At 55.4% G+C, this 15,867-nt stretch carries 16 protein-coding genes; 15 read left to right on the forward strand and 1 reads right to left on the reverse strand.

Annotated features, from left to right (window positions below; genetic code table 11):
* The first annotated feature begins 12 nt into the window (after window positions 1-12).
* The 7 genes from N1030_RS06520 to dsrP all read left to right on the forward strand — a co-directional run bounded on the left by N1030_RS06520 (window position 13) and on the right by dsrP (window position 6,853).
* Window positions 13-987, forward strand: coding sequence for a hypothetical protein (locus N1030_RS06520; RefSeq protein WP_265828422.1), 975 nt, complete (start codon window positions 13-15; stop codon window positions 985-987).
* Between the two features lie 197 nt (window positions 988-1,184).
* Entirely contained in the window at window positions 1,185-1,868 is a 684-nt protein-coding gene (locus N1030_RS06525) for an RsbRD N-terminal domain-containing protein (RefSeq protein ID WP_265828423.1), read from the forward strand.
* Window positions 1,869-1,887: 19 nt separating this feature from the next.
* A complete protein-coding gene (dsrM, locus tag N1030_RS06530) occupies window positions 1,888-2,892 on the forward strand; it encodes a sulfate reduction electron transfer complex DsrMKJOP subunit DsrM (protein ID WP_265828425.1) in 1,005 nt (334 codons plus the stop codon).
* A 12-nt stretch (window positions 2,893-2,904) separates the two neighbouring features.
* Window positions 2,905-4,512 carry a sulfate reduction electron transfer complex DsrMKJOP subunit DsrK gene (dsrK, locus tag N1030_RS06535; protein ID WP_265828426.1) on the forward strand — a complete coding sequence of 536 codons (1,608 nt, stop codon included), beginning with the start codon at window positions 2,905-2,907 and terminating at the stop codon, window positions 4,510-4,512.
* 2 nt (window positions 4,513-4,514) lie between these two features.
* On the forward strand, window positions 4,515-4,901 hold the full coding sequence (dsrJ, locus tag N1030_RS06540; protein ID WP_265828427.1) for a sulfate reduction electron transfer complex DsrMKJOP subunit DsrJ: 387 nt from the start codon (window positions 4,515-4,517) through the stop codon (window positions 4,899-4,901).
* The gene (gene dsrO, locus N1030_RS06545; RefSeq protein WP_265828428.1) at window positions 4,901-5,680 is read left to right on the forward strand and encodes a sulfate reduction electron transfer complex DsrMKJOP subunit DsrO; all 780 of its coding nucleotides are present in this window, start codon (window positions 4,901-4,903) and stop codon (window positions 5,678-5,680) included. The genes dsrJ and dsrO overlap by 1 nt, the downstream gene beginning before the upstream one ends.
* A 9-nt stretch (window positions 5,681-5,689) precedes the next feature.
* A complete protein-coding gene (gene dsrP / locus N1030_RS06550; RefSeq protein ID WP_265828430.1) occupies window positions 5,690-6,853 on the forward strand; it encodes a sulfate reduction electron transfer complex DsrMKJOP subunit DsrP in 1,164 nt (387 codons plus the stop codon).
* Window positions 6,854-7,011: 158 nt separating this feature from the next.
* Here dsrP and N1030_RS06555 read toward each other — a convergent pair whose 3' ends face one another.
* On the reverse strand, window positions 7,012-7,398 hold the full coding sequence (locus tag N1030_RS06555; RefSeq protein ID WP_265828431.1) for a hypothetical protein: 387 nt from the start codon (window positions 7,396-7,398) through the stop codon (window positions 7,012-7,014).
* Between the two features lie 346 nt (window positions 7,399-7,744).
* Between N1030_RS06555 and N1030_RS06560 the strand changes: the two genes are divergently transcribed.
* The 8 genes from N1030_RS06560 (at window position 7,745) to N1030_RS06595 (ending at window position 15,707) form a co-directional block, all read left to right on the forward strand.
* On the forward strand, window positions 7,745-8,554 hold the full coding sequence (locus tag N1030_RS06560; protein ID WP_265828432.1) for a phosphate ABC transporter substrate-binding protein: 810 nt from the start codon (window positions 7,745-7,747) through the stop codon (window positions 8,552-8,554).
* Window positions 8,555-8,675: 121 nt separating this feature from the next.
* Window positions 8,676-9,569 (forward strand): phosphate ABC transporter permease subunit PstC, encoded by an 894-nt coding sequence (gene pstC / locus N1030_RS06565; RefSeq protein ID WP_265828433.1) that lies wholly within the window; start codon window positions 8,676-8,678, stop codon window positions 9,567-9,569.
* Between the two features lie 92 nt (window positions 9,570-9,661).
* Window positions 9,662-10,534 carry a phosphate ABC transporter permease PstA gene (pstA, locus tag N1030_RS06570; RefSeq protein ID WP_265829028.1) on the forward strand — a complete coding sequence of 291 codons (873 nt, stop codon included), beginning with the start codon at window positions 9,662-9,664 and terminating at the stop codon, window positions 10,532-10,534.
* 87 nt (window positions 10,535-10,621) lie between these two features.
* Entirely contained in the window at window positions 10,622-11,812 is a 1,191-nt protein-coding gene (locus N1030_RS06575) for a PhoH family protein (protein WP_265829029.1), read from the forward strand.
* Window positions 11,813-12,190: 378 nt separating this feature from the next.
* Window positions 12,191-12,481 carry a late competence development ComFB family protein gene (locus N1030_RS06580; protein WP_265828434.1) on the forward strand — a complete coding sequence of 97 codons (291 nt, stop codon included), beginning with the start codon at window positions 12,191-12,193 and terminating at the stop codon, window positions 12,479-12,481.
* 88 nt (window positions 12,482-12,569) lie between these two features.
* Entirely contained in the window at window positions 12,570-13,391 is an 822-nt protein-coding gene (locus N1030_RS06585; RefSeq protein WP_265828435.1) for a histidinol-phosphatase, read from the forward strand.
* An 8-nt stretch (window positions 13,392-13,399) separates the two neighbouring features.
* Complete coding sequence (locus tag N1030_RS06590) at window positions 13,400-14,932, forward strand: ATP-binding cassette domain-containing protein (protein ID WP_265828436.1); 1,533 nt, start codon at window positions 13,400-13,402, stop codon at window positions 14,930-14,932.
* Window positions 14,933-14,969: 37 nt separating this feature from the next.
* Window positions 14,970-15,707: a phosphoribosylanthranilate isomerase gene (locus N1030_RS06595; protein ID WP_265828437.1), complete on the forward strand. Its 738-nt coding sequence runs from the start codon at window positions 14,970-14,972 to the stop codon at window positions 15,705-15,707.
* Window positions 15,708-15,867: the final 160 nt, after the last annotated feature.

Consider the following 15,867-nt stretch of genomic DNA (forward strand, 5'->3'; position numbering starts at 1 on the left):
GTGGAGCAAGTCATGTTTGAGCAGTCTCGGAAGAATAGAGTTGCATGGATTCCAGCCTTCTTAGCCCTGACAGGATTGACATACTCCACCCTGCAGGCTCTGGGAAAGGCCGAAAGCTTTTGCATCACAACCGGGTGCGAACTGTTCAAGGACATCACAATCCAAGGTTACTCCCTGTGGTGGTTCGGCAGCGCATTCTTCGCCTTTACGTTGCTGTTATGCCTGGCAGGTCGTCGTCCTATTGCGCTGGCTGTTGCAACGCTGGCTCTCTTCATCGATATTTTGCTTCTGGTTTTCATGGCTTTTACAGCCCCCTGCTTTGCCTGCCTCGTTGCGGCGTTACTTATCGCCTTGATTTTCTACTCCCTTTATCGTGATACCGGCGCTCGCAACCGCCGGAGCAGCCTCCTGCTCACCGTCTGGCTCTTCGCCTTCTGCCCGAACATTTTCGGCACGCTTAACGAATCATTGGGAGTGTGGGCCATCGCCGGCCCGGAAAAGGCAGACATGCAGGTTTTCTTCTCGCCCAGTTGCCCGGTTTGTCTTGCCACTATCGAACGATTCGCCGTCAATCCAGACGCCAGAATCGCCTTCATCCCTGTTGCCGAAAGTGAAGCGGACATTGAGTCCATTGCCCGCATCAGCAACTCCATGCAGGAAGGAACCTCATTCTATATTGCCTTCAAACGCACCACCCGCCCTGCGGAAAACCCCGTCTCAACATCGGTTCCCCTTGCGCTTCGCTGGGATCTCTTCCGCAACAAAGCACGCCTCGGAGCACTTGGCGCAACACGCATCCCGGTTTTGGTTACCAGCGGGGTTCCACGCTCTCTGCTTGATGCCTCCCCCTCCTTTGATGGCGGCATTCCCCCTATCCAGAACAGCACACCATCCATGCCGCAGTCTCCCGCATTCCAACCAACAATGCCGAATATTGAACAATTCGCCGGATGCGGCGGAGAAGCAGCTCCCCCCTGTCCGCAATAAGCACCAAAATAGCAGTTTTGCTTTTTCGAATAACTTCGGATGTATGCGGCCGTTTGATTACACACTCAGAATGTTCTGATTTTGTTGACCTTTTTTTCGAATCAGACTATGTGAAAAAAATAATTTTCGACAGCCCTGTCTAGGCACCGTCACAACCGTCTGCAAAGGCCCTCTTATCCGGTGATTTCATTTGGACAATGTCCAAAAAACGCCGTATACGGGGGCCCGAGATTGGACTTAGCGGTGCCTTATGTTGCGCATTTCGTCACAATGGCAACGACAGTCGCAATGAACCAAGCACCCGTACTGTAATTGAAGCACCTCAACAATCGATTTCACTGATGAGCATACTGGGTAGCCTGCAGGAGCATCGCGAAGCGATCACCAAGGAATGGATAGACGTAATTTACGGAACCTATCCATTTGACACCGTTGGTTTTCTACGAAGCCAGACCAACGCATTTTCCAATCCGGTCGGAGCAAAGACCAGAAAGGCTGCGGAGACCATTGTCTCCGCGCTGCTTGCCCCGACCCTCGATTCTGAAACGGTTTCTCCAGCCGTTGACGAACTCATCCGGGTCCGTGCCGTTCAGAAGTTTGCACCTGATCAGGCCATGGCCGTCATTTTCTTCCTCAAAACAATTATCCGTAAACATATCAAGGCAGCGCTAACCTCAACGGCAGCGTATGATGAGTTGCTTGGCATTGAAGCCAAGATAGACTCCATCGCCTTGCAGGGTTTCAAGATCTACAGCGAATGCAGAGACAGAATTCAGCAACTTCGAGTTGAGGAATTCAAGCGTGCGCACTCACAGCTCATTCGAAGAGCTGAGCGTATATTGGAAAAACCGGTTGGGGAACCGGATAACGAAAACCGATAGCCTAGCAGCGAGGTACGGAATGATTATTTCACTTCTCGCGGTCACAGCATTGGGAGTCATGGCTTGGATGGGAGCCCAGATGGGTCTCCAGTACGTCTTTGCAGCATGCATTCCCTACACTGCTTTGATCGTCTTCCTGATCGGGTTTGCTTGGCGGATTATGGACTGGGCCCGTCGCCCTGTTCCGTTCCGCATCCCGACCACCGGAGGCCAGCAAAAGTCTCTGCCCTGGATCAAGCCCGCATCTCTGGACAACCCGTCCGACACCACCGGTGTCATCATCCGCATGGTTCTTGAAGTGTTGCTGTTCAGATCCCTGTTCAGAAACACCTCTGTTTCCATCGAAGGCGGCAACCGTGTTGTCTACTGGTCCAACAAGTTCCTGTGGTTGTTTGCCCTTATTTTCCATTACTGTTTCCTGCTTATCTTTGTTCGCCACTTCCGTTTCTTCATGGAGCCTGTTCCGTTTGTCATCAGCGCTCTTGAGACTCTGGACGGCATGATGCAGATTGGTGTTCCCCGCCTGTTCATGACGGATGCCCTTGTTGTTCTGGCACTGTGCTACCTGCTCGGTCGCCGTCTCTTTGACCAGAAGGTGAAGTACATTTCGCTCATCAACGACTACTTCCCCCTCTGTCTTATCTTCGGTCTGGTGGGCAGCGGCATTTCCATGCGCTACTTCACCAAGGTTGATATCGCTTCCGTGAAGACCTTCACCATGAGCCTTGTCAACCTGAGCCCCGATACCGCCGCACTGGCCAACATCGGCGCCCCCTTCCTGATTCACATGTTCTTCCTGTCAGTACTCCTCATGTACTTCCCCTTCAGCAAGCTCATGCACATGGGTGGCGTATTCCTGAGCCCGACCAGAAACCTTCCCAACGATTCCCGTGTGAAGCTCCACGTGAACCCGTGGAACCCTGCAAAGGAATACCGCACGTACGAAGAGTACGAGGACGATTTCAGGGATGCTATGTATGAAGCGGGTCTCCCTGTTGTTAAACTGCCGGAAGACGCAGAGTAATAAGGAGCAGCCATGTCAATGCCTACCCCTGAAGAGTTGATCAAAATCAACTACAATACCCCGGCTGAGTCCTGGATGGACATCAAGCCGGAAATCGTTCCCGGCGCAGTTGCTTATCCTGCCAAGAAGGAAACCATGGAAGGGCTGCATATGCCCAACCCCCACACCTGGGACCCCTTCGAAGAAGACTGGAACCTGCCCGAGAACTGGGAAGAGATCATCTACAACGGCCTGAAGGAACGTCTTGAAAAGTACCGCTCCTTCAAGCTGTTCATGGATATCTGTGTTCGCTGTGGCGCCTGTGCCGATAAGTGCCATTACTACATCGGTTCCGGCGATCCCAAGAACATGCCTGTGCTGCGCGCTGAACTGCTGCGCTCCGTATACCGCAAGGACTTCACCACTGCAGGCAAGATTCTCGGCAAGCTCGCCGGCGCCCGCAAGCTGGATAAGGAAGTCATCAAGGAGTGGTTCTACTACTTCTACCAGTGTACTGAATGCCGTCGCTGTTCGCTGTTCTGCCCCTACGGCATCGACACTGCGGAAGTGACCATGATGGCACGCGAACTGCTGCACGAGCTCGGCCTTGGTCTTCACTGGATCATGGACCCCGTCAGCAACTGTAACCGCACCGGTAACCACCTCGGCATCACCCCCCACGCCTTCAAGGAAATCGTGGAATTCCTGTGTGATGACATCGAGGAAATCACCGGCGTACGCATCAACCCGCCCCTCAACGAACCCGGCCACGAAGTGCTGTTCATCACCCCCTCCGGCGACGCTTTCGCCGATCCGGGTATCTACACCTTCATGGGCTACCTGATGCTCTTTGAAGAAATCGGGCTGGACTACACCCTGTCCACCTACGCATCTGAAGGCGGCAACTTCGGTCTCTTCACCTCTTCCAAGATGATGAAGAAGCTGAACGCCAAGATGTACGCCGAAGCCGAGCGCCTCGGTTCCAAGTGGATTCTGGGTGGCGAATGCGGCCACATGTGGCGCGTCATCAACCAGTACATGTCCACCATGAACGGTCCCACTCCGAGCTGCATGGAAACCCCGGTCAACCCCATCACGGGCACCGTGTTCCATAACGCCGCTGAGACCAAGATGGTGCACATCACCGAGTTCACCGCAGACCTCATCAAGCATGACAAGCTGCGTCTCGACCCGTCCCGCAACGATCATCTGCGCGTTACCTTCCACGACTCCTGCAACCCGGCTCGTGCCATGGGTCTGCTTGAAGAGCCGCGTGAAGTTCTCAAGGCAGCATGTAACAACTTCTTCGAAATGCCCGAGAACACCATCCGCGAACAGACCTTCTGCTGCGGTGCCGGTTCCGGTCTCAACACCGACGAAATCATGGAAATCCGCATGCGCGGCGCCCTGCCCCGAGGCAACGCCCTGCGCTACGTGCAGGAAAAGCACGACGTCAACACGCTGGCATGTATCTGTGCCATCGACCGTGCAACCCTGCCTCCCCTGGCTGACTACTGGGCACCCGGCGTCAGCGTTTACGGCACCCACGAACTCGTCGCCAACGCTCTTGTCATGAAGGGCGAGAAGAAGCGTACCATGGACCTCAGGCAGAATGACCTGCCCGGGATGGAGGATGAATAACCATGTATAACACCAAGTACGTTCTCCCCGGTCTGCTGATCTTCCTGGCACTGTTCACCTCTCCCTTCTGGGCTGGCAAGGTCTTCGGTACCGCTTCCTATGAGCGCCCGAAACTGGCTCTGCCTGCCGACCAGAAGGAGTGCATTGAGCCTGTGGAATATATGCGAGCCGAACATATGCAGATTCTGGATACTTGGCGCGATCAGGCCCTGCGCGAAGGCAAGCGCACCTACGTTGCCTCCAATGGCAAAGTATGGAACGTCAGCCTGCAGAACACCTGTATGAAGTGTCACACCAACAAAGCAGAGTTCTGTGACAAGTGCCATACCTCCAATAGCGTGACCCCCTATTGCTGGGATTGTCACGTCGAGCCGAAGGGGAATCAATAATGAAACGTAGCAGAAGACAATTCCTCAAGGTTGCCAGCCTTTCCGTTCTGGGTCTGAGCACCCACCTTGCCACTGGCGGCATTGTCAATGCCGCGGAGCAGGGCGCGCAGTACCTGCCCAACGAAAACGGCTTGAAGGCCGGTCGCTGGGCCATGGTTATCGACACCCGCGCGTTCGAGACGCCTGAGGACTTTGACGTATGCGTAAAGGCATGCCACAAGGCCCACAACGTCCCTAACATTCCCAACAATCAGAACATCAAGTGGCTCTGGACTGACACGTACGAGCACGTTTTCCCTGAGCAGGGCAATAACCACATGTCCGAATCTCTGGAAAACCGCGACTTCTTCGTGCTGTGCAACCACTGTGAGAATCCTCCCTGTGTTCGCGTATGCCCCACCAAGGCAACCTACAAGAAGCCTGACGGCATCGTGGCCATGGACTACCACCGCTGCATCGGCTGCCGCTTCTGTATGGCCGGCTGCCCTTACGGCGCCCGCTCCTTCAACTTCTCCGATCCCCGCAAGCATCTGGACATGGGTGAAGTAAATCCCGAGTTCCCGACCCGCATGCTCGGTGTTGTTGAAAAGTGTAACTTCTGCGTGGAAAGGCTTGCTCAGGGACTTATGCCTGCCTGCGTCGAGGCTGCGGAAGGCAAAATCGTTTTCGGCGACCTGAATGACCCCGAGTCCGAGGTACGCAAGGTTCTGGCCGAGAACTTCACCATCCGCCGCAAACCCAATGTCGGTACACAGCCTGGCGTGTACTACATCATTTAGGAGGCGGACATGATTGAAAAAGTATTGAAAGGCTCTCCCAAGTTCTATGTTTGGCTCGCCTTCCTCGGCAGCCTCATAGGCCTCGGCGCCTTCACCTATCTGTTCCAGATGAAGTACGGCCTCTCCATCACCGGCATGAGCCGTGACGTATCGTGGGGCTTCTACATCGCCCAGTTCACCTATCTGGTCGGTGTTGCCGCATCCGCTGTTATGCTGGTGCTGCCCGCATACTTCCATCACTACAAAAAGTTCAAGAAGATGATCATCTTCGGTGAATTCATGGCCATCGGCGCTGTTCTGATGTGCATGCTCTTCATCGTTGCCGACATGGGCCAGCCCCAGCGCATGCTGAACGTTATTCTCCACCCCACTCCGAACTCCGTCATGTTCTACGACATGATGGTTCTGATGGGCTATCTGGTGCTTAACGCCGTCATCGGCTGGGTCACCCTTGAGTGCGAACGCCATCAGGTTGAGCCGCCCAAGTGGATCAAGCCCATGATTTACCTGTCCATCTTCTGGGCATTCAGCATCCACACCGTAACGGCGTTCCTGTACGCTGGTCTGCCCGGCCGTCACTACTTCCTGACCGCCATCATGGCAGCCCGCTTCCTGAGCTCCGCATTCTGTGCCGGTCCCGCCATCCTGCTGCTCCTCCTCTTCGTGGTGCGCAAGATGACCAACTTCAACCCCGGCAAGGAAGCTGTTCAGACCCTGACCAAGATCATCACCTACGCGATGACGATCAACGTGTTCTTCTTCCTGTTGGAAGTGTTCACGGCTTTCTACAGCGGCATGCCCGGTCACGCTCACCCCATTACCTACCTCTTCGCAGGTCATGGCGGTCATGTTGACTGGATTACCGGCTTCATGTGGGTTGGCGCCATTCTGGCACTTCTCAGCCTCGCACTGCTCATCCCCCCGAGCCTGCGCGACAATGAAAAGCTGCTGCCTTGGTCTCTCGGTATTCTGGTTACGGCCACCTGGATCGACAAGGGCCTCGGCCTGATCATCGGTGGTTTCACGCCGAACCCCTTCGAGAAGTACACTGTGTACACGCCTACCGTGCCTGAACTGCTGATTTCCCTCGGCATCTTCGCAACCGGTCTCTTCGTAGTATCCATTCTGTGGAAGATCGCGCTGGATGTTAAGAAGGAAGCTGGCACCTTCTAAGCCGACGCTGCAACTCGCTGCTTGGAACAACGGGGCCTGTCCGCAAGGACAGGCCCCTTCTTTTTGCCGCCTATCATCTCCCCACCCAATTCAACCGTACGCCAAAAAAAAGCCCGCCTCATATTGAGACGGGCCTTATCTATTCTGTATCCGGCTGCCTACACGGTTACTTGCAACATGGACGACTGTCTTGCAAATGCCGCTTCGGACTGCTGGTAGGCATTGGCGCCATACCTACGCATCCACTGAGACTCGGGCGCACCTTCCAGCTGTGTTGCTGCCGAAATCTGTCGCCTGAGGCCTGCAGTTTCCAAATCTGGAACATAGCTCTCGCGAAGCGTCGAACGGGCCTCAGACATCATGTCATCAGACGAAGCCGGCTCCTCGGTTTCATATCGAACCCCGAACTTGCCCAGCTTGAATCCTACAGATGACTGCGTACGGAATTGCTGCGCGGCAGCGGCTGCCTCAAGCCGCTCTGTCGCTGCCGCTTTGGCGTAGGCTTCATAGCCCCGCACAGCACTGTTCATTCCGCCGATTTCCATTCCTGCACCGCCAAATAATAGCCTTAGGTATCGCTCATGTCATAATTACGATTCAATAGCATCACTCCCTGAAATATAGCCTTCACTGCGGGCAAGTGCAAGACTTGTAAAGATATCAAACCGAATAAAGTTACGTGACCAATTGTTAACCGCACGGATGACGCAACTCAAAAATAACAAACTCAACCACCTTAAATTAATGATTAAAACAAGAAACAACTTCCGTAACAAAGATGTGTCTACTGCGACACCTTTCTGTAACACAGCAACCTTAGTTTGCCTTCATCGCAAGACCGAAACGGCCTGCGACCGAATCAAAAAGCAACCAAATCTGGAGGAAAACCACATGCGTTTCAAATCTCTTGCCATCATGGCCGCTCTGGTACTCGGTCTCGCCACCTCCGCCTTTGCAGGCGAAAAAATCACCATCAAGGGCTCCACCACTGTTCTGCCCATTATGCAGAAGTCGGTTGAAGCTTTCATGAAGAAGCACCCCGACGTCACCATCGAAGTTTCCGGCGGCGGCTCCTCCAACGGCATCAAGGCCCTGCTGGACGGTTCCACCGACATCGCCATGGCCTCCCGTCAGATGAAGGACAAGGAAGTGAAGCTCGCTTCCGAGAAAGGCATCGACGCCAAGGAAATCGTTATCGCCTTTGACGCCGTTGTGCCGATCGTCAACCCCGCCAACCCCGTAACCGACCTCACTGCCGACCAGCTGAAGGCCATCTACGAAGGCAAGATCACCAACTGGAAGGAAGTGGGCGGCAACGACGCCCCCATCGTAGTCATCTCCCGCGACACCTCTTCCGGCACCTACGAAACCTGGGAAGGCAAGATCATGAACAAGGCCCGCGTATTCCCCGGAGCCCTGCTTCAGGCTTCTTCCGGTGCAGTTCTGCAGGCTGTTGCCAAGAACCCCAAGGCCATTGCCTACGACGGTCTGGGCTATGTGAACGACTCCGTTCGCGCCGTAAAGGTTAACGGCATTGCCGGTTCCGCTGAAACCGCCAAGAACAACACCTACAAGGTTGCCCGCTCCCTGCAGATCTACGTGAACGGTGCCCCCGCAGGCGCAACCAAGGATCTTTTAGACTTCATCCTCTCCGAAGAAGGCCAGAAGATCGTTGAAGAAACCGGCTTCATCAAGATGTAAGTCCCCCGCACGGCAAACCGTGTGGACTGCAAAATGACCTTACGCCTCCTCCCGTCCCGTGCGGGAGGAGGCACATCGCATAACACGCCATCTCCAAACGGCATTTTCGGGGACAACATACATGCTCATTACCCGCCGCACCAAGGACAGAATCATTCATGGCACCTTCTTTGCCATTGCTGCCAGTTGTGTTCTGGTGCTTTTTCTCATCATGCTTTTTCTATTCATTGAAGGGCTTCCCATCTTCAAGGTCGTATCTGTTCCGGACTTCATCTTCGGCACCGCATGGTATCCGACGGACGATCCTGCGGACTTCGGCATATTGCCCATGATTGCCGCCTCTTTTTCGGTCACGCTTCTTTCATCGCTCATCGCCATTCCCCTCGGCATCATGACGGCAATCTACCTCGCGGAAATCGCAACGCCCAGAATGCGCAACATCGTTAAACCGTTCGTGGAAATGCTGCAGGCACTGCCCTCGGTCGTCATCGGTTTCTTCGGCATGGTTGTGGTTGCCCCCTTGATGCAGGAGTGGTTTGACATCCCCACCGGCCTGAACATGTTGAACGCCTCCATCATGCTCGCCTTCATGGCTGTGCCGACCATCACTTCCATCTCCGAAGACGCTATTTTCAGTGTGCCCAATGAAATGCGGGAAGCTTCTCTGGCTCTGGGAGCCACCAAGTGGCAGACCATCGCTAACGTTGTGCTCCCCGCCTCGCTCACAGGCATCAGCACGGCAGTAATCCTGGGTATGGCACGTTCCATCGGCGAGACCATGGTCGTACTGATGGTGGCAGGCGGCGCGGCCATGATTCCTACCTCCATTTTCAATCCGGTACGCCCCATGCCCGCATCCATTGCCGCAGAAATGGCGGAAGCTCCATTCCAGAGTGATCATTACTACGCACTCTTCGCCACCGGCATGGTGCTCTTCCTTTTCACCCTCATGTTCAACGTACTTGCCGCCTACTTTGCGGAAAAGAAAAAGCAGGTCGGCGTGGCCTCCCTGTAACCCAGGATGCCCCGACAGGACGGAGACCTATAATGAGCCAACTGGCACAGCCCCTTATCGGAAACACCACCATGGCAGACACACACAACGGCATGCCTCAGGACCAGAGCTTCCTGAAACGCAGACTCCCCATACAGTCCCTCATGTTCACCCTGTTCAAGGGAAGCGTCATCATCAACGCCTTGGCATTGGCCATTATCTGCGGCTTTGTTCTCTATTACGGCCTGCCCGCCATTTCTTGGGAATTCCTTCTGGAGCATCCGCGCGAGGCCATGACCGAGGGCGGCATATTCCCCTGTATCGTCGGCACCATCGCCCTGTCGTATGGTTCCATGCTCATAGCGCTGCCGTGGGGCGTGGCCACAGCCGTCTACCTGCACGAATACGCCAAGCCCGGCCCCTTCGTGTATGCCATTCGCCTTGCCATCAACAATCTCGCCGGTGTCCCTTCGGTGGTATTCGGGCTCTTCGGCCTTTCCTTCTTCGTCACAGTCATGGGCATGGGCGTTTCCATGCTCGCGGGCATGTGCACCCTTGCAGCCCTGATACTCCCCTTGATCATCGGTGCTACCGAAGAGGCCCTACGCAGCGTTTCCCCCACCTACCGTGAGGCTTCCCTCGGTCTCGGGGCCACCAAATGGCAGACCATCTCCAAGGTTGTGCTGCCTGCCGCCACACCCGGCATTCTCACAGGCGCCATTCTCGCCATCGGCAGAGCCGCAGGTGAAACAGCTGCCATCATGTTTACCGCGGCCATGTTTTTTTCTCCCAAACTTCCCGCTTCCGTATTCGACAGCGTCATGGCTTTGCCGTATCATATCTATGTACTGGCAACCGCAGGCACGGAGATCGAAAAGACCCGTCCGCTGCAATACGGAACCTCTCTTGTGCTCATCGCACTGGTACTGGGCATGAACCTCATGGCCATTATCATAAGAGCCCGCCTGCAACGAAAGCTCCGCTAGTCTGCACCTGCGTTCCGAGGACTCCGCGGCGGTCCGGCCCCTGCGCAGGACCGCCGTATGCAACCCACCTCAACCAAAGGGGTATGCATGGGCAGGAAAAACTTCGTTCTCGACACCAACGTCCTCATCGAAAACCCGGACTGTATCCACAACCTCAGAAACGGTGATGAAAACAACATCTTCATCCCCTACCACGTCCTCATCGAGCTGAACTCCCTCAAAACCAATCCTCGCCTCCGCCACATCGTCTCTCGCGTGGTGGACACCCTTCTCGCCAACAAGGAAATCATCCAGTTCATCCAGAACGATTCCAGCGTCTCTCCCTTTACGGAAGAGGTGGTGGACAACTTCATCCTGCGCGAGATCAGTGCCGCGCAGATTGATTCTCCCATCCTCGTTACCAATGACAAGATACTGCGCCTGCAGGCCGGGCTTACCGGCATAGACAGCGAGGAACTACGCGACTCGCGCCCCTTTGAATCAGACTCACAACGATACACCGGCTTTCTGGATGCCACGGAGCCCCGGATGGACAATGCCTTCAGCTGGCATGAAGGCAAGCCCATGTTCCACGGGACAGACGGAGACGAACTCATCACCTACCAGATGAATGTCTGGAACGTGAAACCGCGCAACGTATACCAGAACCTCGCGCTCATGCTCATGCAACGCGAAGGGATAGACCTTGTCTCCATCCAGTCCGAAGCGGGCTACGGCAAAACCTATCTTGCCCTTGCCACTGCGCTCTATCTGGCGCTTGAACGTAAGCTTTATGAAAAGATATTTGTGGTGAAACCCCTTATAGAACTGGGGACCAAGATGGGCTACCTGCCCGGGGACGTGAGGGAAAAGATGGAACCCTACGTCAAATATATTCAGGACCTGCTGCTGAAGCTGCATGGCACTCGTCCGGCCAACCGCATATTCGCCAACCCCGGAGAGGAACTGCTGCGCTACAACCCGAAACGCTTCGAAATTCTGCCCCTGGCCTACATACGGGGTATGAACATCGAAAACGCCATAGTTATCGTGGATGAATCACAGAACCTTTCCCGCACCGAAATGCGCGCACTGCTGACCCGTATGGGAGAGAATGTAAAGTGCTTCTGCCTTGGCGATACCCGACAAGTGGATAACCCCTATCTCAATGACTCCAATAACGGGCTGAACTGGATCGTACGCAAGCTCAAAGGCTTTCCCAACTATGCCCACATCGTCCTCAAAGGAGACAGATCCAGAGGGCCCATAACTGACATGGTTCTCAAGGCAAAGTTATAGCCATAATTACTAAAACTTCACCCTCCGGAATCCTCCGGAGGGTTTTCTCTTGCCATGCGAAATAGATAAGTCTATATCGAAGACGGATAACAATTCACACTGGTCACTGATGCTCCGCCGGAAGCTGAAACGAGACCCGCATGAGACAAACTACCCCATCAGTCCATGCACCTTTCTGCCATGCCCCCCTTATGGCCCCCAAACGTTCCGTCCGGCGGTGTTACGAGGGCTGCCTCCTTCCCCCAAGGAGGCAGCCCCTTAATTTCTTCATGCCTTACGGCGTTCTTCACTGCCGCTGGTTATCATTCATCTCTTGCCCCTTCGCTGCAATGCTTGCTATAGCCTGAAAAGGAAACAATACACGGCTATGGAGGCACCATGTCTGAAAGGAAGGACAAGTACCGCGTCGGCACTCTGAATTTCTCTGAAATCCGAAACAGAAACGAAATCCGGGTTATCAAGATGATACAAAAAGTCATGAGCGAACCGCCCGGATACCAGCCTGATGAACTGTCACTTCAGGACATATACGCACTGGCACTCAATTCTCTTCCGCCCAGATACACACAGGCCGGCACCATTGTGCTCCGCGATCCGGTGAAGGATGAAGATGTGCTCGCCGCCGTGCGCAAAGCCTTTGCCATCGTCGTGCAGAACCCCAAATACTGATTCCCCAAAACCGTCATGGGGCGTTTCGCACATGCGGAGCGCCCTTTCTTCTTGCGCCTCTAGCCGTCTCATATTTTCAAGGAACACTATGATCACTGTAGATACGCATATTCACACGTCGTTTTCCCATGGAAAAGCCACGGTGCAGGAGATGTACACAGCTGCCCGCGAGAAAGGCATGACCGTATTCGGTTTTTCCGAGCATTCCCCGCGTCCCGCCGGTTTCGATTACCCGACGGACTACAAGGCCAAACTGACTGCCGCGTGGCCTGAATACGTTCAGCAGGTTACGGCCCTCAAGTCCAACGATGACAACATGAAGGTACTCTTCGGCATCGAGATGGACTGGACCAACGGACAGGAGCCCTACATTCGTGAAAAGCTCTCTGCCGACCCGTTCGACTACGTGATTGCGGGCATCCATTTCCTGGACACTTGGGGCTTCGACTTCAAACCAGACGACTGGTCAGCATGGACAGCCGAAGAATGCCATGCGCGGTACGAAGCGTTCTTCACGTCCATGATCGCCGTCGCCCAAACCGGTCTGTTCAACATCATCGCCCATCCGGACATCATAAAGATCTTCACGGTGGATACTTTCAGCAGCTGGATCGCGACTCCCAACGCGCAGGAAGTCGTTCGTAGCGCCCTGAAGGCAGTAAAGGATGCCGGCATGGCCATGGAAATTTCCTCTGCCGGCCTGCGCAAGCTGTGCAAGGAAATCTACCCCGGCCCCTTCCTCATGAAAGCGGCACGCGAACTGAACCTTCCCATCAGCTTCGGCTCTGATGCCCACTCCACCGCATCCGTAGGCTACGCCTTCGATCAGTTGGAAACCTATGCCCGCAGCTACGGCTATAGCGAAAGCGTGTATTTTGAAAACCGCACAATGCAGGTCAAGGCCTTCTAACTGCCACCATGTCCTTCCCCCTTGTAGCCCTTGGCCATTGTACGGTTTCCTTCACCCGGCATGTTACCGGCACAGCCACCGTAACCAAGGCTGTCGACAGGCTGGACTGGACGCTACACCGCGGTCAGCATTGGGCCATTATCGGGCCTAACGGAGCGGGAAAATCCACCCTGCTGCGCCTGATTCGCGGCGAACAACGCCCAGACCAGACCGATGGTGGCTCAGTCACGTGGTGTCTTGATGGCGTCACGGAAACAACCCCGCTGGCCGTGCGTAAACGCATTGCCATTGTCAGTTCGGAAATGCAGGAGCATTACGTTCGCCAGCAGTGGAAGCTCACCGGCGAAGAGCTGCTCCTGACGGGCTACTTTGATTCCCCCCTGCTGTACGAGTCCCCCAGTGAGCCGCAGCGTGAAGAAGCGATGCAACTTGCCTGCACTCTTGGTGTGCAGCATCTGCTGGACATGCAGCTCCCCGCCATGTCGCAAGGACAGCTGCGCAAGTTGCTGGTGGCACGGGCGCTGGTCAACAGTCCGGCCATTATCGTGCTGGACGAGGTCTGCGAAGGCTTGGACCAAACGGCACGGGCCGAGGTTCTTGAGACCATCGACAAGGCCGCTGCACTCGGCGCGACGATACTTTTTGCCTCGCATCGTCTGGATGAGCTTCCTGCCTGCATATCGCACGGCCTGCTTCTGCGCAGAGGAAGCATTGTCATGCAGGGACAGGTGGCTGAACTTCTGGCCACGCTTGGCGAAACGCCCCACTGCAAGGACTCCGTTGCTCCCGAGGGAACTCCGCCTCATATCCGTCCCGCAGTCAGACACACCGCCCCGCTGTTCGAGCTGGATAAGGCCACGGTATACATCAACCGCGCACCGGTCCTGCACGACATCTCATGGCGTTTGCTCGACGGCGAGAACTGGGCCGTATGCGGCGCAAACGGGGCAGGCAAGTCCACCCTCCTGCGCCTTCTGATGGGCGACGAGCGGCAGGCGTGGGGCGGCACGGTCAAATGGTTCGGCGACCCGGAACCCGACCTGAACGCCGTGCGCAGGCGTATCGGCTATGTATCTGACAGGCTGCAGGCCACTTACGGGCACGACCACTATCACGGCACTCTTCTGGACATTTCCGGCGAAGAGCTGGTTCTGTCCGGCTTTTTTGCCAGCATAGGGCTCTGGGATTGGCAGACCATAACCGAGCAGGAGAGAGAAGGCGCAGCAGCATGGATGCGCTATATGGGACTTGCGGACTATGCCGGTCAGCGCATCCGCGACATGTCCTACGGCAGACTCAGGCGTTTCATGCTCTGCCGCGCCCTGGCTCCCGGCCCGGACATCCTGTTGCTGGATGAGCCCTGCTCAGGACTTGATCCCGAATCCAGAGCGCACTTTCTGTATCTGTTAAGTACGCTTGCCCAAAACGGCATACAGTTGCTGTACGTCACGCATTATGCCTCGGAACTGATTCCCGAGATTACGCACGTTCTGAAACTGGAAGACGGACACATCGCATCCTGCGGCCCTAGACGCTCATAGGCCGGAAACAGACTCACACCGAGAGTGGGAAGACATCATGAACACCCCGCCCCCCAGCCTCAGTCTCATCCCGGGGAAGCCATTTCACGGACTCGTGCAGATTGCAGGCGTGCACGATATGCAGGAAGTTGCGCTGCTGCTGGATTCCGGTGTCGACGCCATCGGATTCCCTCTGCGGCTGCCCGTCAATGCGGAAGACTGCACCGAGCAGGAGGCAGCCGCCATGGCACGTGCAATCTCTCCGCAGGCCACCCCCGTCTGCATCTGCTATCTGGACAGGACTGAAGCCGTGGTCCGCTTCTGTACCGAGATTGGCATGCGTCATGTACAATTACACGGGCCCATCTCCGTGCAGGAACTGAAGAAGCTCAAGGCCCTTACACCGGAACTCTTTGTCATAAAAAGCCTTGTTGTCTGCCGCGACGGAAGCAACGCCAATGAACTGGAAGCAATGGTCAGCCAGCTCAGCCCCCATGTGGATGCCTTCATCACAGACACCCACAACCCCGCCACCGGCGCGGATGGCGCCACCGGACTGACGCACGACTGGTCGGTCTCCAGACGTCTGGTCGAGTTGTCGCCCCGTCCCGTCATCCTTGCGGGAGGACTGACGCCGGACAACGTGGCCGAGGCAATCCGCATTGTCCGCCCTGCGGGAGTTGATGCCCATACCGGTGTGGAGGGAGCGGACGGACGCAAGGACCGCAACCTGACACTGCGCTTTATTCAACAAGCAAAACAGGCATTTATAAATTTTTCCGCAACCAGATCGTGATTTTTGTCAACAATACTTGTGCTTCAGCGGCTTTTCCAGTACACATCTCTTCGTGGGCTTGAGAATTTTTTAACAAGTAGGCACACGCCAGGAGTTGGAGACATGGATTTTGTTTTGTTTTTCGTAGGCATCGTCACCGTTCTCGGTGCGCTGTACTACA

Origin of the sequence: Desulfovibrio mangrovi, assembly GCF_026230175.1 — a bacterium.
Taxonomy (GTDB): domain Bacteria; phylum Desulfobacterota; class Desulfovibrionia; order Desulfovibrionales; family Desulfovibrionaceae; genus Halodesulfovibrio; species Halodesulfovibrio mangrovi.